A 23,745-nucleotide genomic window follows, 5' to 3' on the forward strand; every position below is an offset into this window, starting at 1 on the left:
TTTGAAATGCTTACACAACTTCCAACGACCTTGCAGAATCTTCATCTGCCGTTGCGGCTCCGGCTCTGGGACGGTCATCAGATGGACCTCGGGCCTTCGCCCAGCGTCACGATAGTCGTCAAGGATCCGCAACTGGTCTCCGACTTCAGCCACCCCAGTCTGGGCCTGCTTGGCAGCGCGTTCGTGGAGGGTAGGCTGGAGCTGGAGGGTTCAATCAGCGAAGTGGTCCGGGTCTGCGATGAACTGACTCACGCGCTGGTGGACGATGACGACAGCGCAGGCAATCCGGTCCGGGTCGAGCATGACAAGGACACTGACGCGGCGTCGATTGCCTACCACTACGATGTTTCCAACGACTTCTACCAGCTCTGGCTCGACAGGGAGATGGTCTACTCCTGCGCGTATTTCAAAACCGGCGACGAATCGCTGGAGCAGGCGCAGCAGGATAAATTCCACCACCTGTGCCGCAAGCTGCGGCTCAAGCGCGGTGAGTACCTGTTGGACGTCGGCTGCGGCTGGGGCGGGCTGGCGCGTTTTGCGGCTCGTGAATACGGCGCGAAGGTCTTTGGCATCACGCTGAGCCAGCAACAATTGGCGCTGGCCCGCGAACGCGTGCAAGCCGAAGGTCTGCAGGACAAGGTCGACCTGCAACTGCTCGACTACCGCGACCTGCCGCGGGATGCGCGCTTCGACAAGGTGGTCAGTGTCGGCATGTTCGAGCACGTCGGGCACGCCAACCTGCCGTTGTACGCGCAACGCCTGTTCGGTGCAGTGAAGGAGGGCGGCCTGGTGATGAATCACGGCATCACCGCACGGCACACCGACGGTCGTCCTGTCGGGCGTGGTGCCGGCGAGTTCATCGATCGCTATGTTTTCCCCAATGGCGAGCTGCCGCACATGGCCATGATCAGCGCCCAGATCAGCGAAGCCGGGCTTGAAGTGGTCGACGTAGAAAGCCTGCGCCCGCACTACGCGAAAACCCTGGAGCACTGGAGCGCACGACTGGAATCCCGGCTCGACGAAGCCGCGCGCATCGTGCCCGAACAGACCCTGCGCATCTGGCGGCTGTACCTCGCAGGCTGCGCCTATGGATTCACCAAAGGCTGGATCAACCTGCACCAGATACTCGCCGTAAAACCCTTCGCCGACGGCAAGACCGGACTGCCACTGACGCGTGAGGATATTTATGGGTGACGTCCCGTTTAGCCCCTCAAGGCAAGCAGCGTAGCGAGCACAGGTCTCACAGAATCGGTGAAATCAGCCGCGCCACGCGCATACCCAGTTGATGCAGACGCCGCGTTTCGTGGCTTTCCTGTACGGAGATTTCGCGGGCGAGGTTGAAGTCGGCGGTGAGCATGGATTCCACCTGGCTGGAAAAGTCGCTGTCGACGGTCAGCAGCATCAATTCGAAGTTGAGGCGGAACGAGCGGTTGTCGAGGTTGGCGCTGCCGATGGCGGTAATCTCGTTGTCGACCAGGACGACCTTCTGATGCAGGAAGCCCGGTTCGTAGCGGAACACCCGTACGCCGGCACGCACAGCATCGAAGGCGTACAGACTTGAAGCGGCGTACACCACGTAATGATCGGGGCGCGACGGCAGCAGCAGGCGCACGTCCACGCCGCGCAATACCGCCAGGGTCAGCGCAGCGCTGACGGCTTCGTCAGGTATGAAGTAGGGGCTGGTGATCCACACGCGCTCTTCGGCAGCATGGATGGCTTCAACGAAGAACAGCGAGCAGGTTTCCTGCGCATCAGCCGGGCCACTGGTCAGCAACTGGCAAAGCACACCGTCTTCGGGAAATTCATCAGGCAGGCTGAGCGGTGGCAGTTCGCGGGTGGCCCAGAACCAGTCCTCGGCGAACGACTCCTGCAAGCAGGCGACCACCGGGCCGATGACTTGCACATGAGTGTCGCGCCATGGGGCCAGCGGCGGCTTCAGCCCCATGTATTCATCACCCACGTTATGACCGCCTATATAGCCTTTCAGGCCATCGACGACAACGATTTTGCGGTGATTACGGAAGTTGATCTGAAAGCGATTGAGCCAGCCGCCGCGTGTGGCGAAGGCTTTTATCTGCACGCCACCGTCGCGCAGTTTATCGATATAGACGCCCGGCAAGGCGTGGCTGCCGATACGATCGTAAAGCACAAAGATCGCTACACCTTCGGCGGCTTTTTCCAGCAGCAGCGACTGCAGCTCGCGGCCGAGTTTGTCGTCATGGATGATGAAGAACTGAATCAGGATGGTCTTTTTCGCTTCACGGATGGCCTGAAAAATCGCCCCGAAGGTTTCTTCGCCGTTGATCAGCAGCCTGACCTTGTTGTTGGCCAGCGCCGGCATGTTGCCCAGCTTGGGCATTGCCCGCAGCGCCGCATAGGCATCCGATCGACGCGCAGCCACGGCCTCTTCCATCCATGGCCGCCAGTTGAGGCTGCCGATCGCGATCCGCATTTCCTGGTTGGCCTGGCGACGCGCCTTGATGTACGCATCGAATGAGCTTCGGCCGAACACCAGATAAGGCAGCAAGGTGAAATAGGGAATGAACAGCAGCGGCATCGCCCAGGCAATTGCGCCTTGGGAAGTCCGCACGGTCAGCAATGCATGGATGGCGGCACCTGTACCGAGTAAATGAATGAAACCCAGGACGTAACCGAAAAAGTACGGGTCGTGATAATCCATGTGGAACAATGCTCCTCGCCTTTGCTGCCTAACAGACCACAGCTGAACAGGAATGTCGCTATTTAATTCCGGGTGCAACTGGGCGACATGTGTGCCGTCTAAGGTTTATCTTTTGGCTGGATTATTCCAGTCTCGTTTTCATCCGTAATGCCCGATCAGGAATCTTGAAATGAACAAACGCATGTTGGCTTGGATGTTTTGTCTGGCGGCTCCTTTGGCTCAGGCGCAGATGCTGCAACCGGGTTTGTGGGAGCTGACGTCCAGCAATATGAAAGTGGACGGACAGCAGCTGCCGGACATGCAGTTGATGCTGGGGCAGTTGCAGAATCTGCCGCCCGAGCAGCGTGCGATGATGGAACAGATGATGAAGAAGCAGGGCGTCACCCTGGGCGGCAAAGGTGTGAGGGCCTGCCTGACTCAGGCTCAGGTGCAGTCGGACGACATTCCCCTGACTGACCCGGCATCCGGATGCACGCAAAAGATCACGGCGCGCAACGGCAAGACCTGGAACTTCCAGTTCAGCTGCCCGAAAGCCAAGGGCACCGGGCAGGCGCAGTTCCTGAGTGATCGCGAGTTCACCACCAACGTCGTCGGCACATTCAACGCCACCGGTCAGCAACAGAACGGCAGCATGGACACCCGCGCGGTGTGGCTGGGGCCGCAATGTGGCAACGTTGCCCCGCGTACCTGATCAAATTCAGAGAGTTATGTTCCACGTGGAACACGCCGCGCAGAGGTGATGAATTTTTGTCGCCTCTGACAGCGTTTCAGATGACTTAATCTTCATGAAGGGCCTCATCTTTCGCTCGTAACTGCATGTTATATTGTTACTAATGATGTGGATGAACCCTTCGTGAGCCGGGATGCTCAATTTGCTCTTTGAGACGTTCCATGCACCGACGCCAAGTGTTGCTCAACATGCTGCTGGCCAGTGCGGCCCTGACGTTGCCGTTGGGTGCCTACGCCACGCAGATTCGTAACGCCCGTCTTTGGCGTACCAACGACAAGCTGCGACTGGTCCTCGACCTGAGCGGCCCGGTGCAATACAAGACCTTCACTCTGACAGCTCCCGACCGCCTGATCATCGACGTCAGCGGTTCGCGGCTGACCGGCGACTTCAGCCAATTGGCGCTGGACCGTACCGTCATAAAATCGATTCGCTCCGGGCACTACGGCCAGGGTGACGACACGCGCATCGTGCTGGACCTCACCGCGCCGGTACAGCTCAACAGTTTCCTGCTTGGTCCGGAAGGCGGGCAGGGGCATCGGCTGGTGCTGGACATGAGTTCCACGGCTCATGCGCCTGTGCAGATGGCTGAGCTGCCGCCTCCAGTACCTGTGCCGATCCCGACCAGCAAGGCGCACACCGGACGCGACATCATGGTGGTGGTCGATGCCGGTCATGGCGGCAAGGATCCTGGCGCTGTTGGTTCGCGGGGTGAGCGTGAAAAAGATGTGGTGCTGTCCATTGCTCAGTTGCTGGCCAGACGCTTGAAGCGCGAGAAGGGCTTCGACGTACGTCTGGTGCGCAACGATGACTTTTTCGTACCGCTGCGCAAGCGCGTCGAGTTCGCGCACAAGTCCAACGCTGACATGTTCATCTCCGTGCATGCCGATGCTGCGCCTCGGCTGACGGCATCAGGTGCGTCGGTGTTTGCCCTTTCCGAAGGCGGAGCAACGTCAGCAACGGCGCGTTTCATGGCTCAGCGGGAAAACGGTGCGGACTTGCTGGGTGCCACGTCGCTGCTCAATCTGAAGGACAAGGACCCGATGCTCGCCGGGGTGATTCTCGACATGTCGATGAACGCCACCATTGCGGCCAGCCTGCAACTGGGTCACACCGTCCTGGGCAGCCTGGAAGGCATCACCACGCTGCATCAGAAGCGCGTTGAACAGGCCGGTTTCGCCGTTCTCAAATCTCCGGATGTGCCGTCGATTCTGGTCGAGACCGGCTTCATCTCCAACAGCCGCGACAGCCAGCGCCTGGTCACGGCGCGTCATCAACAGGCCGTTGCCGATGGTCTGTTCGATGGCCTGCAGCGCTATTTCCAGCGTAACCCGCCAGTCGACTCGCACATGGCCTGGCTGCAGGCGCAGAAGCAGGAACAGCCGGTCTGACCGGCTTAGCGGCAGCCATTCAAGCGGCTGCAGGTGATCTTGCTGCGCGTGCCGCTTGAGCTGGATACCCGGGTGATTGTCGTCCAGCCCACACGCTGCACAGTGCCTACCCAGGCTTCGCCATCAGAAGCCAGCCCGGTAAAAAACGTCAACTGGCCATAGCGACTGTTGGTCTGCGCCCAACGGCGCTTGTCGAGTACCTCGTAGCCCTTTAACCACGTCGTTGATCCGGAGGCTGCCACGCTGTAGCTATTGCCCTGCGCATCGTTGCACGCCAGCAGCGTCGCGCTGCGGGTACAGGTAGCGAGGTCGGCAGAGGGTCTTGGTGGTGCAGCCATCAAATGCGTGCTGATCAGCATCGCTATCAAACCTGTCGAAACCCGTCTCATGAAGATCCCTTCACCAAGGCCATAGCTATTTCGGATTGTTATACTATAACATCCTGATGTGATTAGAGTGGGCTGCCAGAGGGATTCGTCGCAGCCGACATGAACAAGGTTCAAGCCTTGCAGCTGCCTGGAGAATCCTGATGGCAAATCTTCTACCCGTTACCGTTCTGTCCGGTTTTCTCGGGGCCGGAAAAAGCACTTTACTCAATTACGTGCTGCGCAACCGTGAAAACCTGCGGGTTGCGGTGATCGTCAACGACATGAGCGAGATCAACATCGACGGCAGCGAAGTTCAGCGTGATGTCAGCCTAAACCGCGCCGAAGAAAAGCTGATCGAGATGAGCAATGGCTGCATCTGCTGCACCTTGCGCGAGGATCTGCTCGAAGAGGTCAGCCGCCTGGCACAGGACGGTCGTTTTGATTACTTATTGATCGAATCCACGGGAATCTCCGAGCCGCTGCCGGTGGCTGAAACCTTCACTTTCCGCGACGAGGCCGGCAAAAGCCTGATGGACCTGGCGCGCCTGGACACCATGGTCACCGTGGTCGATGGCGTGAACTTCCTGCTCGATTACGAGGCCGCAGACGGCTTGTCCACACGCGGTGAAACCATGGGTGAAGACGATGATCGCTCGATTACCGACCTGCTGATCGAGCAGATCGAGTTTGCCGACGTCATCCTGCTTAGCAAGATCGACCTGATCAGTTCCATTGAGCGTGAAGAGCTGATGGCGATCCTCAAGCGCCTCAACCCGGAGGCCGAGATTGTGCCGATGGTGATGGGTCAGGTGCCGTTGGCGACGATTCTCAACACCGGGCGCTTTGACTTCCAGCGTGCTTCCCAGGCACCGGGCTGGCTCAAGGAAATGCGCGGCGAACACATGCCGGAAACCGAAGAGTACGGCATTGCATCAACCGCCTATCGTGCTCGCCGGCCGCTCCATCCGGAGCGCTTTTTCGATTTCATCAATCGTCCCTGGAGCAACGGCAAGCTGCTGCGCTCCAAAGGCTTCTTCTGGCTGGCCAGCAAATACAAGGATGCGGGCAGCTGGTCGCAGGCAGGCGGTTTGATGCGCCATGGCTTTGCCGGGCGTTGGTGGCGTTTCGTAAACCGCGACAGCTGGCCCGAGGACAAGGAAAGCGTCAGTGCCATTCTGGAGAACTGGTCGACTGAGACTGGCGACTGTCGGCAGGAACTGGTGTTCATCGGCCAGAACATCGATTTTGTGCGGCTGGCCGCCGAGCTGGACAACTGCCTGCTCACTGATGCGGAGATGGAGGAGGGTGTCGAGCGTTGGCGTGCGCTGGCCGATCCGTTTGGCGATTGGCATGACGAGGTGGCTGCCTGATGCTGGCTTATCGTTTTAAACCTGAAACCGCAGTCCGACAGGCGCAAGGCGATACGCCCGACGTGTTGGGCGATATTCTGCAGGACGGCGTCAACCTTGCGCTCTGGCAGCGTCAGTTGCCTGCGCACATAGAAGACTTCGGTGCCTTGCTGCTGTCGATGGGTGAGCCTCTAGCCGAGTCCATGACCCTGGAAGTGCAGGGCGGCGAGGTCGAGCCTGACTTGAGCGCGCTGGCATCGGGGTATTCCGACCTGCTGGGCTATCAGGGATTCATTGCCGACGTTTCCTGGCTGGTCGGCGCCTATGCCTGTCTGCTGGGTGCCGAATGCGTTGGTCTGCGCCTGCGGGTGCTCGACAAGGCCATGTGCCCGCGCTTCCATGTCGACCACGTGCCGGTGCGTCTTATCACCACTTACGGCGGGGTGGGCAGTCAATGGCTGCATGAAGGGGTGATGGACCGCAAACAGCTGGGGCGTCTGGACGCCGAGCCGACGGATGCTGCCCGTATCCAGCAGATCAACAGCGGTGAAGTGGCGCTGCTCAAGGGCGAGCGCTGGCACGGCAATGAAGGTTTTGGTCTGATCCACCGCTCGCCGCAACTGCTGCGCAACGAGCGCAGGTTGATTCTGACGCTGGACTGGCTGGCCTGAGGTTCAGTCAGGCGTTATCCACTGCCCCTTGCTCTGGTCTTCGCAGAAGGGCTTTAGGTACAGCGCATCACCGGCGACGCCGTAATAGTGGATGTGCTCGCGATACGGCATATTGGCAACCTGCGCATTGCGGCAGACGCCGAACGCATCTGCCGGGCACTGTTGCGAGTAGGTGGTCTCGGTCTTCTGTCCGGCTAGCTGCGGCTGGCAGAAGCTGTCGTGAAACAGGTTTGCCGGGATGTTGATATTTTCCTGGCAGACCTTCACGTCGAGCCTTTCGGCCTGGCTGTGGACCAGGCACGCTTCGGCCCACGCTGAGCCGCAAGACACTGTCAGCAGCATCAACGCCAGGCGGGCAGACAGCCGCATTACTTGCATCGTTATCCTTCCTTGCTCTTCAATGAACCACGCATTCGCCAAAAGTGATCTCATGCTGCAAAACATACCGACGCATGTCATCGGTGGCCCGCTGGGCGCCGGCAAGACCAGCCTGATCAAGCGCCTGCTGGCGCAGAAACCTGCCCATGAGCGCTGGGCCATATTGATCAACGAGTTCGGGCAGATCGGCCTGGATGCTGCGCTGTTGACCACGGACGCCGATGGTATCGCACTTGGCGAAGTGGCTGGCGGCTGCCTGTGCTGCGTTAATGGCGTGCCCTTTCAGATCGGCCTGGGGCGTTTGTTGCGCAAGGCACGGCCGGACCGTCTGTTCATCGAGCCTTCGGGACTGGGCCATCCCGCGCAACTGATGACACAATTGCGCGAAGCGCCATGGCGCGGCGTCCTGGATGTCCAGCCCGGCGTGGTGGTGCTGGACGCGCAGGCAATGCTCGCCGGACAACCGTTGCCGAGTACTCAGCAGGAAGCCCTGGCGCATGCCGGGCTGGTGGTCATGAACAAGTCCGAGCAACTGGACGACTTGGCTCGCCAGGCATTGACCGAACAGTTGCTGCCGCACGCCTTGATCTGGACCCGACACGGCGAGCTGCCCCTGAGCCGTGTGCCGGGGTTCGCCAGTGGCACCGCTATTGATAAACAGGCTGTGGATAAGCTGATGCTGCCCAACGGCGTCGGCCACTTGCCCGCGCTATGGACCGACCCGAAGTTGCCGATCTGTCTGAGTCAGGTCAGTGCTGAAGGCTGGAGCATCGGCTGGCGCTGGCATCCCTCGCAGCGCTTCGATCTGCAGCGCATCCTGCACTGGCTGGAAAGCCTTGATTGGCGGCGGGCGAAGATGGTTATCCACAGCGAGGGCGGCTGGTATTCGGGCAACGTGGTAGATGGGGCTCCGCTGGCCTGGCAAATCAGTGAATGGCGTCAGGACTCACGCCTGGAATTGATTTTTTCCACCGCGCAGGATGTGGATAAGTTGCAGGCGCAGATGCTGGAGTGTCTGGCGTGACAGGTGTCAGTTGATAGCTGAGGGCAGGACGCGGAGCGTCCGGAACGGCATGCCAACGCGGAGCATTGGCACGATAGTCAGTCGGGTTCAGGCATGGACATGAGCGCTGAATCGCGGCGACGAGCGTCGTGCGCGGCTACTGCTTCCATTTCTGATGCGATTGACGCCATTCACTCATCTGAATAACTTCAGCGCTGGGCGGTGGTGTTTTGATTTCAAACGGGTAGGGTGCCAGTTCGATTTGCGCAGTGTGCGCGCCGAACAGGGTGATCGTGCCAGGGTGACGTTGCTCGCCGGTCACCGTGAACTCAAAGCTATACACGCGGGCCAGGCGTTTGCGGCCTTGAGCGTCGCGGGCGAAGGTCAGGCGGCGCAGGGCAACCGCGTCGTCCAGCAGTTGCAGTTCGAGGCGTGCGCAGTGTTGCTTGACGCGTGCCAGGGCCTTTTCGCGCAGACCATGGGCGTGCCACCACCAGGCCGCGGCGCTCGCGAACAGCATCAGCACGAAGATGTTTCCCAGGGTCAGCATGACGGAGTGCTCCAGCGTAGGAGTCGTCAGCTTAACTGTCCTGAGTGATTTACAGCCATACTGCGCGACTTATATTTCTCATTATTGCATTTGCATCGTGTTCAGGATTCCGCCCCCCATGAAACGTACGCCTCATTTGCTCGCTATCCAGTCCCATGTGGTATTCGGCCACGCCGGCAACAGCGCAGCGGTGTTCCCGATGCAGCGTATCGGGGTCAACGTCTGGCCGCTCAACACGGTCCAGTTCTCCAACCACACGCAATACAAGCAGTGGACCGGCGAAGTGCTGGCTCCGCAGCAGATTCCTGCGCTGATCGACGGGATTGCCGCCATCGGCGAGCTGGGCAACTGCGATGCGGTGCTGTCGGGGTATCTGGGCAGTGCGGCGCAGGGCAGGGCGATTCTCACGGGCGTGGCACGCATCAAGGCGGCCAATCCGAAAGCGCTGTACCTGTGCGACCCGGTGATGGGCCATCCTGAAAAAGGCTGCATCGTTGCGCCCGAAGTCAGTGATTTCCTGCTGCAGGAAGCGGCGGCCATGGCGGACTTCATGTGCCCCAATCAACTGGAGCTGGACAGCTTCTCGGGGCGTAAGCCCGAATCACTGCACGACTGCCTGGCGATGGCGCGTGCCTTGCTGGCGCGTGGCCCCAGGGCGATTGTGGTGAAACACCTCGATTACCCCGGCAAGGCCGCCGATGGCTTCGAAATGCTGCTGGTCACCGCCGAGGCCAGCTGGCACCTGCGCCGCCCTTTACTGGCGTTTCCGCGTCAGCCGGTCGGCGTGGGTGATCTGACCTCCGGTTTGTTTCTGTCGCGTGTGCTGCTGGGCGACGATCTGGTTGCCGCGTTCGAGTTCGCTGCGGCTGCCGTCCACGAAGTGCTGCTGGAAACCCAGGCCTGTGGCAGCTACGAGCTGGAACTGGTGCGTGCCCAGGATCGCATCGCGCATCCGCGGGTGAAGTTCGAAGCAGTGCCTCTGTAAATCCCGGCTGCTGCCGACGACTCGGGCATCCGTGCCCGAGTCTGCCTCTTACAACGCTTCTTCCTTGATGTCCTGATAGCGCTTTTCCAGTTCCTGACGAATCTGGCGGCGTTGCTGCGCCTGGATGAAACGCCGTTTGGCATCGGCCGATTCGGGCTCCAGGGGCGGGACGCTGGCGGGCTTTCGATTGTCGTCCACGGCAACCATGGTGAAGAAGCAGCTGTTGGAATGGCGTACCGAGCGCTCGCGGATATTTTCGGTGACCACCTTGATGCCCACCTCCATGGACGTGTTGCCGGTGTAATTGACCGAGGCGAGAAAGGTCACCAGTTCACCGACGTGCACCGGCTCACGGAAAATCACCTGGTCTACCGACAGCGTCACCACGTAGCGTCCGGCGTAGCGGCTGGCACATGCGTAGGCCACTTCGTCCAGGTACTTGAGCAGCGTGCCGCCGTGTACGTTGCCAGAGAAGTTGGCCATGTCCGGGGTCATCAATACAGTCATCGACAGCTGGGCGTTTCCGGGTTCCATAGCGTACTCACACGGTCAAGGTGTTCAAGGGGCGCCTATGCTGGCGCTCAAGGGGCTTGCGACAGTTATCGGGACGCTGGCCAGCAGGCGGCCGTCACGCGTCATAACTATCTGTTTCCATATATTGCACCGCCTTTATGTCGAAGGGGGCGGTGTTAACCTGCAAAAACCTGTGGATCGGGTTTTTTCCTGCGTCTTTATCGGATTTTAGTGACGAAAAGGATAGCTGTCGCCCTGTAGGGCACGGCGATATCGGCTTGCAACGTCATCATCACAAGGAGCTTCGCCATCATGCATGCCATCAATTTCATTCAGGACCTGGCAGTGATCATGCTGGTGGCCGGTGTGGTGACCATCCTGTTCCATCGCCTCCGGCAGCCGGTCGTGCTGGGCTATATCGTTGCCGGGTTCATCATCGGTCCGCACACCCCGCCATTCAGTCTGATCCACGACGAAGAAACCATCAAAATTCTGGCCGAGCTGGGGGTGATCTTCCTGATGTTCTGCCTGGGGCTGGAGTTCAGCCTGCGCAAGCTGTTCAAGGTCGGCGCCACGGCGTTCATCGCGGCCTTCCTGGAAATTGCCCTGATGATCTGGATCGGTTACGAGATCGGGCAGTTCTTTGGCTGGAAAACCATGGACTCGCTGTTTCTCGGCGCGATTCTGGCGATTTCTTCCACCACCATCATCGTCAAGGCGCTCAACGACCTGAAGATGAAGAACCAGCGCTTTGCCCAGTTGATCTTCGGTGTGTTGATCGTGGAAGACATTCTCGGTATCGGCATCATCGCGCTGTTGTCCGGCATCGCTGTCAGCGGTTCGGTCAGTTCCGGGGAAGTGTTCTCCACCGTCGGCAAGCTGTCGCTGTTCATGATTGTGGCGCTGGTGATCGGGATCCTTGTGGTGCCTCGACTGCTGTCCTATGTCGCCAGATTCGAAAGCAACGAGATGTTGCTGATCACCGTGCTGGGCCTGTGTTTCGGCTTTTGCCTGCTGGTGGTCAAGCTGGAATACAGCATGGTACTGGGCGCCTTCCTGATCGGCGCGATCATGGCCGAGTCGCGTGAGTTACTGAAGATCGAGCGCCTGATCGAGCCGGTTCGCGACATGTTCAGCGCGATCTTTTTCGTCGCCATCGGTTTGCTGATCGATCCGGGCATCCTGCTGCAATACGCTTGGCCGATCGCCGTCATTACCGTTGCCGTGGTGCTGGGCAAGATGCTGTCCTGCGGGCTGGGCGCTTTTATCGCTGGCAACGATGGCCGTACCTCGCTGCGCGTGGGCATGGGACTGTCGCAGATTGGCGAGTTCTCCTTCATCATCGCGGCGCTGGGCATGACCCTGCAGGTCACCAGCGACTTTCTGTACCCGGTGGCAGTCGCCGTATCCGCCATCACCACCCTGCTGACACCCTACCTGATTCGTGGCGCAGACCCGTTGTCGCTGAAGCTGGCGGCGATCATGCCCCGGCGCGTTGCGCGGGTGTTCGGCATGTACGGCGAGTGGCTGCGCAGCATTCAGCCGCAAGGCCAGAGTGCAGTGCTGGCCGGGATGATCAGGCGGATTCTCTTGCAGGTCGGCGTCAACCTGGCGCTGGTGATGGCGATCTTTTTCAGTGGTGGTTACTTCGCCGAGCGTCTGGGCGGCTACATGAGCGAATGGGTGGGCGATGTCAGCCATCAGAAAGCCTGGATATGCGGCGCCGCACTGCTGCTGTCACTGCCGTTTCTGATTGCCGCGTACCGCAAGCTCAAGGCGCTGTCGATGCTGCTGGCCGAGATGGGCGTGAAACCCGAGATGGCGGGCCGGCATACCGTGCGCGTGCGCAAGGTCGTGGCCGAGGTGATTCCGCTGTTATCGCTGGTGGTAATTTTCGTGATGCTGGCGGCGCTGTCGGCAAGCATTCTGCCCGCCAACGAACTGCTGCTGGTGGTCGCTCTGGTTGCTGCGCTGGTCGCTGCATTGCTGTGGCGCTGGCTGATCCGTGTGCATACACGGATGCAGATTGCGTTGCTTGAGACGCTGGGGAATCATCCGGAATCCCCCGGGCATTAGCGCCCGGAGATCCTTCAAACGCGTGGCGGGGTGTCTCAGCTTTCCAGCCAGACATCCCGGGCCCAGTGCCAGACCGACTCCCAGCTGTCTTCGGTGACCAGTTCTTCTTCGGCGGACCACAGCAATACAGTGCCGTCTTCCTCGACGCAGTAGTAGTCGTCACCGTCCTGACAGATCGGGATCAGCTCGCGTGGTACGCCCAGGTCCCAGGCCGTGGCGGCCACGTCTGGCAGGTAGGTGTGCGACTGCGGGTCGGTCACCGTGACGGGTTCAAGGCTGCCATACACCACATCGCTGACTGTCAGGAGAAATTCCTTGAAGACAAACGGAATGTTGATGAACAGCTGTTCCTCGATCTCGACCAGTTGGTCTTCGTCAGGCAGCTCAAGCGGAACCGGAACCGGTTCATTTGCTTCACGCAGTTGTTCAATGACTTCTTCCACGACACAGATCCTCTCACTTGATGGCGCGGGTTATACAGTAGCGTAAAGCCTTTCTCAAAATAACTATCCGAACGGATAAACAAAAACCCCGGACATGTCCGGGGTTCTGAACGCGAGAACGGGTTCTGGTTCAACCGTTCTGGCGAATTCCTGCCACCAGCCAAGGCTGGTTATCGCCTTGCGGGCGTTCCATGTTCCAGCTTTCGCTGAACACTTCGCCCTGATCGAAACGCGACGTCTTGGACACGCCCGAGAAGGTCAGGGTGGCAATGGTCTTGTCGGCACGATCATCCACACCGTCCAGCTGAACCTGAAGGTTTTCGATGAAGGTCGACTGGAAGCCGTCGCCCAGATCTGCACGTTCCTTTTTCAGGAATTGCAGCATTTGCGGGGTGACGAACTCGGCGATCTTGTCCATCTCGTTGGCGTCCCAGTGCTCCTGCAGCGACTGGAAGTGGCCGCGGGCAGCGTCCAGAAAGCGCTGTTCATTGAACCAGGCCGGTGCGTTGATCACTGGCGCAGCAGAGGCAGGCGACGAACTGCCGAAGATCGGGTTCTGTGCGGGCTGGCTGGTTTCGCGCTGGTACGGCGGCGCACCGGCAGCAGCCATTTTCGGCTGTTGCTGCTGACGACGACGCGCAATGAAGCGGAAGATCAGGAAGGCGATGAGGCCCATGATCAGAATGTCGAACAGTTGCAGGCCGTTGAAGCCGTCACCCATGAACATCGATGCCAGCAGGCCACCGGCAGCGATACCGGCCAATGGGCCCAGCCAGCGCGAAGCACCGCTTGCCGCAGCGGCAGGACGACCCGCAGCGTTAGGCGCTGCCGCAGGTGTGGAAGGCGCGGCCTGACGTGTCTGATGCGTAGGCGCCGAGCCCATGCTCTTGCCGCCACCAAAGCGCGCGGCGTTCACATCCAGGCTCATGGTGAGCCCAATGCACAGCGCCATCGCGATGCTTAGAAAACGTTGCATAAGGGTATTCCCGTTTTGTGATTGCACGCGCGCCATGTTGCACAGCGGATGGCGACATGACCAGCGCGTTAGTGTTTCGGACTTTTACATAAACAGCGTAGGACTTTTCTACGCGCTTCGTAAGATGTGTACGAGGATTATCGTTCCTCACGCTTAGCGCGGGAACGATAGTCAGTGGCAGTCAGGGGCGTATGGACGATGATTGACCGGCCTACAACGGCACCAGCTTCGCGTAGCCCATCATCAGCCACTTGCTGCCCTCGGAGAAGTTGACCTGCACCCGCGCCTGGGCGCCAGCGCCTTCGAAGTTGAGGATCACGCCTTCGCCGAACACCGCATGCTGGACGCGCTGGCCCATGGTGAACTCGGTTTCCGGAATGCCGGTGCCGTTGAACAGGCTGCTGCTGTTGAATTTCGGCGTGCCGCCGAACGGACGGTTGACGCTGTTGGACAGCCGGACTTCCTGAATCAGCGCCGGCGGGATCTCCCGTACGAAACGCGAGACCTTGTTGTAGGTTTCGCTGCCGTACAGACGACGCGTCTCGGCGTAGGTCATCACCAGCTGTTTCATGGCCCGGGTGATGCCGACATAGGCCAGACGCCGTTCCTCTTCAAGACGGCCCGGTTCTTCCAGGCTCATCTTGTGCGGGAACAGCCCTTCCTCCATGCCTACCAGGAACACATGCGGGAATTCCAGGCCCTTGGCGCTGTGCAGGGTCATCAGCTGAATGCTGTCTTCATGCTCCTGCGCCTGGGTGTCGCCCGCTTCCAGCGAGGCATGCCCCAGGAACGCTGCCAGCGGCGTCAGGTCTTCTTCGCTTTCGTGATTCTCGAAGGCACGCGCAGCGCTGACCAGTTCCTCAAGGTTTTCTACCCGCGCCTGACCTTTCTCGCCTTTTTCCTGCTCGTGATAGGTAATCAGCCCGGACTGTTCGATCACCGTCTGGGTCATCAGGTGCAGCGGCATTTCCATGACCTTGGCCGCGAGGTTCTCGATCAGCTCGATGAAACCGCCCAGGGCAGTGGCGGCGCGTCCGGTCAGGCCCTTGTTGGCCACCAGCAGGCGCATGGCTTCCCACATGGACACATCGGCATGACGCGCATGCTCGCGAATCGCTTCGACGGTCTTTTCGCCGATGCCGCGCGCCGGCACGTTGATCACCCGCTCCAGTGCCGCATCGTTGCCACGGCCTTCCAGCAAGCGCATGTAGGCCATGGCGTTCTTGATTTCGGCACGTTCGAAGAAGCGCTGTCCGCCGTAGATGCGGTACGGAATGCGCTCACGCAGCAGGGCTTCTTCAAGCACCCGCGACTGGGCGTTGGAGCGGTACAGAATGGCGATATCGTTGCGCGAAATACCGGTTTTCAGCGCGCTCTCGATGGTCTCGACCACGTAACGCGCTTCATCGTGCTCGTTGAACGCGGCGTACAGATTGATCAGCTCGCCATCGCCGACGTCGGTCCACAATTCCTTGCCCAGGCGACCACTGTTATTGATGATCAAGCCATTGGCGGCCTTGAGGATGCTCGCCGTGGAGCGGTAGTTCTGCTCCAGGCGGATGACTTCGGTATCCGGGAAGTCCGAGGAATACTGGTGGATGTTCTCGATCTTCGCGCCACGCCAGCCGTAAATGGACTGATCGTCGTCGCCGACCACCATCAGGCTGTCGCCCCCCTGGGCGAGCAGGCGCAGCCAGGCGTACTGCACGGCGTTGGTGTCCTGGAACTCGTCCACCAGGACGTGACGGAAGCGGCGCTGATAATGCGCCAGCAAGCCCGGGTTATCGCGCCACAGGTCGAGTGCGCGTAGCAGCAGTTCGGAGAAGTCGATGACGCCGGCTCGCTGGCAGGCGATCTCGTAGGCTTCGTAGACGCTTTTCATGGTGGTCAGGAACAGGTCGCCGCTGGCCTGAATATGTTTCGGGCGCAGGCCTTCGTCTTTCTGACCATTGATGAACCACTGGGCCTGACGTGCAGGCCAGCGTTGTTCGTCCAGGCCCAGCTCGCGCATCACGCGCTTTACCAGACGCTGCTGGTCGTCGCTGTCGAGAATCTGGAAGGTCTGTACCAGCCCGGCTTCCTGCCAGTGCGCACGCAACAGGCGGTGGGCCAGACCGTGGAAGGTGCCCACCCACATGCCAGCCGGGCTGATGCCCATCAGCTGCTCGATACGGTGGCGCATCTCGGCGGCGGCCTTGTTGGTGAACGTCACCGACAGGACCGAATGCGGGGAGGCTTGCTCGACCTGCATCAGCCAGGCGATGCGATGCACCAGCACACGGGTTTTGCCGGAGCCAGCACCAGCCAGGACCAACTGACGACCCAGAGAGGCAGCTACGGCCTGACGTTGGGCATCGTTGAGGGAATTCAGAAGAAGAGAGAGATCATCGCGCATCAGCGCATTCTAGGGTGCCGCGCGATGACGGGCAAACCATGCTTTGCGTCAGGCAATAAAAATGGCGGAGGCGCTGACGACCGGTCGTCGCCTGTCGCCGGGAGCGAATGCGTTGCGTCTACCGTTATTCGTGAACAGTCAGGGTCTGACAGGGAATCCGGCCTAATGTAGGATTATTCCCACAAATGCCGCTGATAAAGCCAGCACAGCCAGCCCGTGACAGCTTCGTTTAACTGGGCGGCTGGCAGGTCATGTAGTATAACTACAAGAAAGCTACAACCCAGCCCACTTCTCTTTTGCCGAGTCTGCCCCTTGAATCTGCTGCAACACATCGCCCAGTCACGTAATCTGCTGCGCAAATCGGAGCTCAAGGTAGCTGACCATGTGCTGCTCGACCCTGCGGCCGTGATGCACAGTTCCATGGCAGACCTGGCGCACAGCGTCGGTATCAGTGAGCCGACCATCGTACGTTTTTGCCGGGCCATTGGCTGCACCGGGTTTCAGGACCTCAAGCTCAAGCTGGCGCAGAGCCTCGCGGCGGGCGCAAGTTTTGGACAGTTCGCGATTCACGAAGACGATTCGGTTGCCGACTACAGCCTGAAGATTTTCGACACCACGCTGCACACGCTCATGGAAGTGCGCGAAAACCTCGACCCCCATGCGCTGCAACTGGCGGTCACGGCCATGGCCGGGGCCAATCGGGTCGAGTTCTACGGGTTTGGCGCGTCCGGCGCAGTAGCCGCCGATGCGCAGCACAAGTTCTTTCGTTTGCTGCTGACCGCTGCGGCTTATTCCGATCCGCACATGCAGGCAATGTCGGCCGTCACGCTAAAGCCGACGGATGTCGCGGTGTGCATTTCGCAGTCTGGCCGTTCGAAGGATTTGCTGATCACCGCCAATCTGGTCCGCGAGAGCGGCGCCACACTGATCACCCTGTGCCCCAGTCAGACGCCGCTGGCCGAGTTGTCCTCGGTCAATCTGGCCATCGATGTGCATGAAGACACCGAAATCTACACGCCGCTGACTTCTCGCATCGCGCACCTGGTGGTCATTGATGTGCTCGCGATGGGTGTCGCAATGGCCCGCGGCCCAGGTCTGGTCAACCACCTCAAGAGCGTCAAACGCAGCCTGCGCGGCTTGCGCTTGTCACCGAAGTCGATCAAGACCCACGAAGACTGAGGCCGTTTTCAATTTGAAAACGACGCCAAAACTCCCGCCAATGACCTGAGGTGATTGGCAGGAGCCCATGAATCAGATGCTATGTTGCGTTGATCAATGCGTCACTTCTACTGCATTGATGGACGCCAGCAGCTCGCCGTTGTAGTAAACGCTGACAGTCGTGATATCGGCACCACTTGGCTGGGTATAGACAACTTCTTTGTCGGTAAGCACCTGGGCGCCGATGTCTTGGGCTTCAAACGTCAGATCCAGACCCAGATGGCTGAAAGCGGCTGGTCTGGCGCTCTTGACCAGTACCGGAACCGAATTTGCCTGCGGGGCAGTCACGATGCCGCAAACTTTCAAGGTCTTAACGCCTGGCATCCTGTCATCACGTGCCTGCCAGTTTTTGTTTGCGATAGTCATTAGGTAGCTCCTTGCTATTAATTGATGTAATGAGTGAATTGCATCCTGCAGGGCCAGTTTCTATCGTTAGAGCGCCGGAATGCGGTAGATATATATTTTTCGCGGCTCTTTTCCGGCTACCACGTTTCAAAATTTAACCAAGCTGTCATGTGTCCGCCGCCTGACTGTCACTGTCACGCTCCATTCTGGTGCTCCCACAAAACGTATTGGGAGACAGGACATGGCTCGGCATTACGATGATTTACCTACCAGCACCGTGAAAACCCGCCGTCAGCAGGAAGATCAGCGTCGCATGGAGTTTCGTCGGGCAATTGAAAGCTACAGTGAGGCACGTCAGCTCAATCAGGAGTTGTGCGACTACATGGACGGCATGGACAACGCCGTCTGGCAGGCGATCAAGTTGCCCGCGGTCGACCGTCGAAACGCTCGACAAGCTGGCTGATCTGCGCACGTTCACTGCGGATGAACGCAAGAAACGCATGTGCCACGGGTGAAAGGCGTTTGTCCCCGGCCTGAGCCACACACCAGCTGCGATACAGCGGCAACTCCGCCACGGGCAGCTCCACCAGGGCGCCTGTGGCGAGTTCCTGGCATACCGCGTGTCGGGTCAGCATCGCCAGGCCCAGCCCGGCAACCACACATTCACGTTGTGCTTCGCTGGAGGACACTTCCAGCGTCTGCGTGAAATGCACGCGCTTCTCTTTGAAAAATTCCTCGCAGGCCCGACGCGTGCCTGATCCTGTTTCTCGGGTCAGCAACGGCCATGGCTCCAGATCTTTCAGGTTCAGCGTCGCGCGGCTGCTCAGCGGATGGTCAGGCGGCGCGACGGCGACAATCGGGTTATTCAGGAACGGCAGGAACTCCAGGCCCATGTCCAGTGGCACTGCCGACATCACCACAAGATCATCGCGGTTATCTGCCAGACGTCTGATGACTTGCGCGCGATTGACCACCATCAGGCTCAGGCTGACTTCCGGGTGCTGGCGTTTGAAGGCGGCGAACAGGTGAGGGATGAAATACTTGCAGCTCGACTCGACGGCCAGCTTCAACTGGCCCTGCAGCGAGCCCTGCATGTCGGAAAGCTGCATGTCCAGGCTTTCCAGGCGCCCGAAAATATCCCGACTGGCCTGTTGCAGCGCTTGCGCCGCTTCGGTCAGGTAGAGCTTTTTGCTGACGTATTCGAACAGCGGCTGGCCGATCAGCTCTTCAAGCTGGCGAATCTGCAGGCTGACAGCGGGCTGTGTCAGCGACATCTCTTCGGCCGCACGGCTGTAGGAGCGCAGATCGCACACTTCATTGAAAATGCGCAACTGACGCAATGTCATACGCATCAATGACTTACGCATTTATAAAAGCTTCCTGACGCTGCTGAAGCCTCAACTATAAGCTTTTACTTATGCACCTCCCAACTTTTACTCATTTTTGTTAATCCTCGATTCGGCATAGGGTGGCCCTGCGACATTCAGTCACATACACGGTTACAAGTGTGGGTCGAGGGAAACGTCAGTGATAACAAAAATTCTGATCGCCAACCGCGGGGAGATTGCCGTTCGCATCGTGCGTGCATGCGCCGAGATGGGCATTCGCTCGGTGGCGATCTTTTCCGAAGCGGACCGGCATGCCTTGCATGTCAAACGTGCCGACGAAGCCTACAGCATTGGTGCCGAACCTCTGGCGGGTTACCTGAACCCGCGCAAACTGGTGAATCTGGCAGTGGAGACCGGTTGCGATGCGTTGCATCCCGGTTATGGCTTTCTTTCCGAGAATGCCGAACTGGCCGATATCTGTGCCGAGCGAGGGATCAAATTCATCGGTCCCTCGGCAGAAGTGATTCGCCGCATGGGGGACAAGACCGAGGCCCGGCGCAGCATGATCAAGGCCGGCGTGCCGGTCACGCCCGGTACTGAAGGCAACGTGGCAGATATCGATGAGGCGCTGGCCGAAGGCGAGCGTATCGGTTACCCGGTGATGCTCAAGGCCACCTCCGGAGGCGGTGGACGTGGCATCCGCCGCTGCAACAGCCGCGAAGAACTCGAGCAGGCCTTCCCGCGAGTGATTTCCGAAGCGACCAAGGCCTTCGGCTCGGCAGAAGTCTTTCTCGAAAAGTGCATCGTCAATCCCAAGCACATTGAAGCGCAGATTCTGGGCGACAGCTTCGGCAATGTGGTGCACCTGTTCGAGCGCGACTGTTCGATTCAGCGACGCAACCAGAAGCTCATCGAAATCGCTCCCAGCCCGCAGTTGACCCCCGAGCAGCGCGCCTACATCGGCGATCTGTCGGTACGTGCGGCCAAGGCCGTCGGTTACGAGAACGCTGGCACCGTGGAGTTTCTGCTCGCCGAGGGCGAGGTGTACTTCATGGAAATGAACACCCGGGTGCAGGTCGAGCACACCATCACCGAAGAAATCACCGGCATTGATATCGTTCGCGAGCAGATCCGTATCGCCTCCGGTCTGCCGCTGTCGGTCAAGCAGGAAGACATTATCCATCGCGGTTTTGCCCTGCAGTTCCGGATCAACGCCGAGGACCCGAAGAACAACTTCCTGCCCAGCTTCGGCAAGATCACCCGTTATTACGCGCCCGGCGGCCCTGGCGTGCGCACCGACACGGCGATTTATACCGGCTACACCATCCCGCCGTTCTATGACTCGATGTGCCTGAAGCTGATTGTCTGGGCGTTGACCTGGGAAGAGGCCATGGACCGCGGCCTGCGTGCGCTCGATGACATGCGCCTGCAAGGGGTCAAGACCACGGCTGCCTACTACCAGGAAATCCTGCGCAACCCGGAGTTTCGCAGCGGTGAGTTCAACACCAGCTTTGTCGAGAGCCATCCCGAGCTGACCAATTATTCGATCAAACGCAAACCCGAAGAGCTGGCCCTGGCCATCGCCGCCGCCATTGCCGCCCATGCAGGCTTATGAATAAGCAGCTGCAAGTTTCAAGCTACCAGCCGCAAGTAAAAGCCGAGTCGCTCTTACTTGAAGCTTGCAGCTGACAACTTGCAGCTCGAAAGGACTACCCATGACCAAGAAGATCTTTGTAACCGACACCATCCTGCGTGACGCTCACCAATCGTTGCTGGCGACGCGCATGCGTACCGAAGACATGCTGCCGATCTGCGACAAGCTCGACCAGGTCGGCTACTGGTCGCTGGAAGTCTGGGGCGGCGCTACCTTCGATGCCTGCGTGCGTTTTCTCAAGGAAGACCCGTGGGAACGCCTGCGCCAGTTTCGTGCGGCCTTGCCCAATACCCGGTTGCAGATGCTCCTGCGTGGGCAGAACCTGCTGGGCTATCGGCACTACAGCGATGACGTGGTCAAGGCGTTCGTCGCCAAGGCGGCGGTCAACGGTATTGATGTGTTCCGTATTTTCGATGCCATGAACGACGTGCGTAACCTGCGGGTTGCCATCGAGGCGGTGAAAGCGGCGGGCAAACACGCACAGGGCACCATCGCTTACACCACCAGCCCGGTGCACACCATCGAGGCCTTCGTGGCGCAGGCCCGGCAGATGGAAGCCATGGGCTGTGATTCGGTGGCGATCAAGGACATGGCCGGCCTGTTGACGCCTTATGCCACGGGTGAGCTGGTCAAGGCGCTGAAGGCCGAGCAGTCGCTGCCGGTGTTCATCCACTCGCATGACACGGCCGGTCTGGCCGCCATGTGTCAGCTCAAGGCGATTGAAAACGGCGCAGACCATATCGACACGGCGATCTCCAGCTTTGCCTGGGGCACCAGCCATCCGGGCACCGAATCGATGGTGGCTGCGCTCAAGGGCAGCGAGTTCGACACCGGGCTGGACCTGGAGCTGCTGCAGGAAATCGGTCTGTACTTCTACGCGGTGCGTAAGAAATATCATCAGTACGAGAGCGAATTTACTGCAGTCGACACGCGGGTGCAGGTTAACCAGGTGCCTGGCGGGATGATTTCCAACCTGGCCAATCAGTTGAAAGAGCAGGGCGCACTCAACCGCATGAGCGAAGTGCTGGCTGAAATTCCGCGCGTACGTAAAGACCTCGGCTATCCGCCGCTGGTAACCCCGACCTCGCAGATCGTCGGTACTCAGGCGTTCTTCAATGTGTTGGCCGGGGAGCGTTACAAAACCATCACCAATGAAGTGAAGCTTTACCTGCAAGGCGGCTACGGCAAGGCGCCGGGTCAGGTGGATGAAAAACTGCGTCGTCAGGCGATCGGCAATGAAGAGCTGATCGATGTTCGTCCGGCCGACCTGCTCAAGCCGGAGATGACCAAGCTAAGGGCTGATATCGGCGCGCTGGCCAAGTCCGAAGAGGACGTGCTGACGTTTGCCATGTTCCCGGACATTGGCCGCAAGTTCCTTGAGGAACGTGCCGCCGGGACGCTGGCGCCGGAAGTGCTGCTGCCGATTCCCGAAGCCGGAAGCGTGGCCAGGGCCGGCGGTGAGGGCGTGCCGACCGAGTTCGTTATTGATGTGCACGGCGAAACCTATAGGGTCGACATCACCGGTGTGGGCGTCAAGGCCGAGGGCAAGCGCCACTTCTACCTGACCATAGACGGCATGCCGGAAGAGGTGGTGTTCGAGCCGCTCAACGAATTTGTCGGCGGCGGGGCCAGCAAACGCAAGCAGGCCCACGCACCGGGCGACGTCAGCACCACCATGCCCGGCAACATCGTCGATGTGCTGGTCAAGGAGGGCGATGTGGTCAAGGCCGGTCAGGCAGTGCTGATCACTGAAGCGATGAAGATGGAGACCGAGGTTCAGGCGTCGGTCGCCGGCAAGGTCGTCGCCATCCACGTCGCCAAGGGCGACCGCGTCAATCCGGGCGAAGTGCTGATCGAGATCGAAGGTTGAGCTGACACCCGCGCATCATCCAAAGGTTTACCTCAGGGAAGCACTCGTGGCTTCCCTTTTTTTATTCTGTGCAGGTGCGGCCAGTGGTCACGACTATCGTTCCGCACGCTCCAGCGTGGGAATGCCGTTCTTGACGCTCTGCGTCCTCAGGATTACCGAAACGCCTCAAGCCCCTTGATCTGTTGCCCGTTTTTGAAGTTATCCACAGCCAGCCAGCGCTCAAAGGCGTTCTGCCGCTCAGGCCATTCGCTGTCGAGGATTGAGTACCACGCGGTATCCCGGCTCTGGCCTTTGACCACCATGTGCTGGCGGAAGGTGCCTTCGTAGCTGAAGCCGAATCGCTCGGCAGCGCGTTTGGAGCGGGCGTTGTTGGCGTTGCACTTCCACTCCAGGCGGCGATAGCCCAGTGCGAAAATCTCTCTGGCCAGCAGGTAAATGGCTTCGGTGCCTTTGGGCGTGCGTTGCATGGCCGCGCCGAAGGTGACATGACCTATCTCGATACGCCCATGGGCAGCGACGATCGACATCAGGCTGATGACGCCTTCGGCCTTATTGGTCTGCTGATCGACCACGGTGTAAAACCACGGATCGGTGGCCGCCTGGTGCCCGACCAGCCACGCACCAAATGCGCCACGGTCACTGAACGGCCCGTACGGCAGATAATCCCACAGCTGCGGGTCCGCATTCGGACCCTCGAGTGCCGCCCACAGGTCATCGGCGTGACGCGCGGCATCGAGTTTTTCCAGACGAATGAAACGGCCTGTCAGTGTAAGGGCCGTGGGCAGTGCAGCGGCTTGCCAGTCCAGCAGGGTGTCGGACATCAGT

At 59.7% G+C, this 23,745-nt stretch carries 23 protein-coding genes; 12 read left to right on the forward strand and 11 right to left on the reverse strand.

From position 1 onward, the window contains the following. Positions 1-6: 6 nt before the first annotated feature. Complete coding sequence (gene cfaB / locus QRN50_RS15520; protein ID WP_024641006.1) at positions 7-1,194, forward strand: C17 cyclopropane fatty acid synthase CfaB; 1,188 nt, start codon at positions 7-9, stop codon at positions 1,192-1,194. A 46-nt stretch (positions 1,195-1,240) separates the two neighbouring features. Here cfaB and cls read toward each other — a convergent pair whose 3' ends face one another. Beyond that, positions 1,241-2,680, reverse strand: a complete 1,440-nt coding sequence (gene cls, locus QRN50_RS15525) for a cardiolipin synthase (RefSeq protein WP_024641007.1) — start codon at positions 2,678-2,680, stop codon at positions 1,241-1,243. A gap of 169 nt (positions 2,681-2,849) precedes the next feature. Between cls and QRN50_RS15530 the strand changes: the two genes are divergently transcribed. Next, complete coding sequence (locus QRN50_RS15530) at positions 2,850-3,371, forward strand: DUF3617 domain-containing protein (protein ID WP_003316040.1); 522 nt, start codon at positions 2,850-2,852, stop codon at positions 3,369-3,371. A gap of 200 nt (positions 3,372-3,571) precedes the next feature. After that, on the forward strand, positions 3,572-4,798 hold the full coding sequence (locus tag QRN50_RS15535) for an N-acetylmuramoyl-L-alanine amidase (protein ID WP_024638986.1): 1,227 nt from the start codon (positions 3,572-3,574) through the stop codon (positions 4,796-4,798). A 5-nt stretch (positions 4,799-4,803) separates the two neighbouring features. On the opposite strand, the gene QRN50_RS15540 is transcribed toward QRN50_RS15535, so the two are convergent. After that, the gene (locus QRN50_RS15540; protein WP_096126711.1) at positions 4,804-5,187 is read right to left on the reverse strand and encodes a glutamine synthetase; all 384 of its coding nucleotides are present in this window, start codon (positions 5,185-5,187) and stop codon (positions 4,804-4,806) included. 140 nt (positions 5,188-5,327) lie between these two features. On the opposite strand from QRN50_RS15540, the gene zigA reads away from it, so the two are divergent. After that, positions 5,328-6,536 carry a zinc metallochaperone GTPase ZigA gene (gene zigA / locus QRN50_RS15545; protein WP_096126710.1) on the forward strand — a complete coding sequence of 403 codons (1,209 nt, stop codon included), beginning with the start codon at positions 5,328-5,330 and terminating at the stop codon, positions 6,534-6,536. Then, positions 6,536-7,186 (forward strand): DUF1826 domain-containing protein, encoded by a 651-nt coding sequence (locus tag QRN50_RS15550; RefSeq protein WP_096126709.1) that lies wholly within the window; start codon positions 6,536-6,538, stop codon positions 7,184-7,186. Before zigA ends, QRN50_RS15550 begins: the two co-directional genes overlap by 1 nt. A gap of 3 nt (positions 7,187-7,189) precedes the next feature. Here QRN50_RS15550 and QRN50_RS15555 read toward each other — a convergent pair whose 3' ends face one another. Beyond that, positions 7,190-7,564, reverse strand: coding sequence for an NADH:ubiquinone oxidoreductase (locus tag QRN50_RS15555; RefSeq protein ID WP_096126708.1), 375 nt, complete (start codon positions 7,562-7,564; stop codon positions 7,190-7,192). A gap of 52 nt (positions 7,565-7,616) precedes the next feature. Between QRN50_RS15555 and QRN50_RS15560 the strand changes: the two genes are divergently transcribed. Continuing rightward, positions 7,617-8,588 carry a CobW family GTP-binding protein gene (locus tag QRN50_RS15560; protein ID WP_058822579.1) on the forward strand — a complete coding sequence of 324 codons (972 nt, stop codon included), beginning with the start codon at positions 7,617-7,619 and terminating at the stop codon, positions 8,586-8,588. 136 nt (positions 8,589-8,724) lie between these two features. Here QRN50_RS15560 and QRN50_RS15565 read toward each other — a convergent pair whose 3' ends face one another. Then, a complete protein-coding gene (locus tag QRN50_RS15565; protein WP_096126707.1) occupies positions 8,725-9,117 on the reverse strand; it encodes a DUF3301 domain-containing protein in 393 nt (130 codons plus the stop codon). Positions 9,118-9,235: 118 nt separating this feature from the next. On the opposite strand from QRN50_RS15565, the gene pdxY reads away from it, so the two are divergent. After that, a complete protein-coding gene (gene pdxY / locus QRN50_RS15570) occupies positions 9,236-10,102 on the forward strand; it encodes a pyridoxal kinase PdxY (protein WP_003401308.1) in 867 nt (288 codons plus the stop codon). Positions 10,103-10,150: 48 nt separating this feature from the next. Here pdxY and QRN50_RS15575 read toward each other — a convergent pair whose 3' ends face one another. Then, positions 10,151-10,636: an acyl-CoA thioesterase gene (locus QRN50_RS15575; protein WP_003316052.1), complete on the reverse strand. Its 486-nt coding sequence runs from the start codon at positions 10,634-10,636 to the stop codon at positions 10,151-10,153. 291 nt (positions 10,637-10,927) lie between these two features. On the opposite strand from QRN50_RS15575, the gene QRN50_RS15580 reads away from it, so the two are divergent. Next, the gene (locus QRN50_RS15580) at positions 10,928-12,691 is read left to right on the forward strand and encodes a cation:proton antiporter (protein ID WP_024660271.1); all 1,764 of its coding nucleotides are present in this window, start codon (positions 10,928-10,930) and stop codon (positions 12,689-12,691) included. 35 nt (positions 12,692-12,726) lie between these two features. On the opposite strand, the gene QRN50_RS15585 is transcribed toward QRN50_RS15580, so the two are convergent. The 3 genes from QRN50_RS15585 to uvrD all read right to left on the reverse strand — a co-directional run bounded on the left by QRN50_RS15585 (position 12,727) and on the right by uvrD (position 16,505). Beyond that, complete coding sequence (locus QRN50_RS15585) at positions 12,727-13,134, reverse strand: SMI1/KNR4 family protein (protein ID WP_003316056.1); 408 nt, start codon at positions 13,132-13,134, stop codon at positions 12,727-12,729. Between the two features lie 130 nt (positions 13,135-13,264). After that, the gene (locus QRN50_RS15590) at positions 13,265-14,110 is read right to left on the reverse strand and encodes a Tim44 domain-containing protein (protein ID WP_011269406.1); all 846 of its coding nucleotides are present in this window, start codon (positions 14,108-14,110) and stop codon (positions 13,265-13,267) included. A gap of 211 nt (positions 14,111-14,321) precedes the next feature. Further along, the gene (gene uvrD, locus QRN50_RS15595; protein ID WP_011269405.1) at positions 14,322-16,505 is read right to left on the reverse strand and encodes a DNA helicase II; all 2,184 of its coding nucleotides are present in this window, start codon (positions 16,503-16,505) and stop codon (positions 14,322-14,324) included. Positions 16,506-16,817: 312 nt separating this feature from the next. On the opposite strand from uvrD, the gene hexR reads away from it, so the two are divergent. Further along, positions 16,818-17,684: a transcriptional regulator HexR gene (gene hexR, locus QRN50_RS15600; protein WP_003401299.1), complete on the forward strand. Its 867-nt coding sequence runs from the start codon at positions 16,818-16,820 to the stop codon at positions 17,682-17,684. Between the two features lie 93 nt (positions 17,685-17,777). Here the strand turns inward: hexR and QRN50_RS15605 are convergent, their stop codons facing one another. Continuing rightward, entirely contained in the window at positions 17,778-18,089 is a 312-nt protein-coding gene (locus QRN50_RS15605; RefSeq protein ID WP_024660273.1) for a hypothetical protein, read from the reverse strand. A 256-nt stretch (positions 18,090-18,345) separates the two neighbouring features. Here QRN50_RS15605 and QRN50_RS15610 point away from each other — a divergent pair, with 256 nt between their 5' ends. Next, complete coding sequence (locus tag QRN50_RS15610; protein ID WP_003401296.1) at positions 18,346-18,531, forward strand: PA3496 family putative envelope integrity protein; 186 nt, start codon at positions 18,346-18,348, stop codon at positions 18,529-18,531. Here QRN50_RS15610 and QRN50_RS15615 read toward each other — a convergent pair. Then, positions 18,485-19,435 carry a LysR family transcriptional regulator gene (locus tag QRN50_RS15615; RefSeq protein WP_011269403.1) on the reverse strand — a complete coding sequence of 317 codons (951 nt, stop codon included), beginning with the start codon at positions 19,433-19,435 and terminating at the stop codon, positions 18,485-18,487. The genes QRN50_RS15610 and QRN50_RS15615 overlap by 47 nt on opposite strands. 160 nt (positions 19,436-19,595) lie before the next feature. On the opposite strand from QRN50_RS15615, the gene QRN50_RS15620 reads away from it, so the two are divergent. Both QRN50_RS15620 and oadA read left to right on the forward strand, forming a co-directional pair. After that, positions 19,596-21,011: an acetyl-CoA carboxylase biotin carboxylase subunit gene (locus QRN50_RS15620; protein WP_003401293.1), complete on the forward strand. Its 1,416-nt coding sequence runs from the start codon at positions 19,596-19,598 to the stop codon at positions 21,009-21,011. A gap of 100 nt (positions 21,012-21,111) precedes the next feature. Beyond that, on the forward strand, positions 21,112-22,920 hold the full coding sequence (gene oadA / locus QRN50_RS15625; protein ID WP_096126706.1) for a sodium-extruding oxaloacetate decarboxylase subunit alpha: 1,809 nt from the start codon (positions 21,112-21,114) through the stop codon (positions 22,918-22,920). Positions 22,921-23,072: 152 nt separating this feature from the next. Here oadA and QRN50_RS15630 read toward each other — a convergent pair whose 3' ends face one another. After that, complete coding sequence (locus QRN50_RS15630; protein WP_057458179.1) at positions 23,073-23,741, reverse strand: GNAT family N-acetyltransferase; 669 nt, start codon at positions 23,739-23,741, stop codon at positions 23,073-23,075. Positions 23,742-23,745 lie beyond the last annotated feature (4 nt).

This window comes from Pseudomonas sp. MEJ108 (genome assembly GCF_030208985.1).
GTDB lineage: Bacteria > Pseudomonadota > Gammaproteobacteria > Pseudomonadales > Pseudomonadaceae > Aquipseudomonas > Aquipseudomonas fragariae.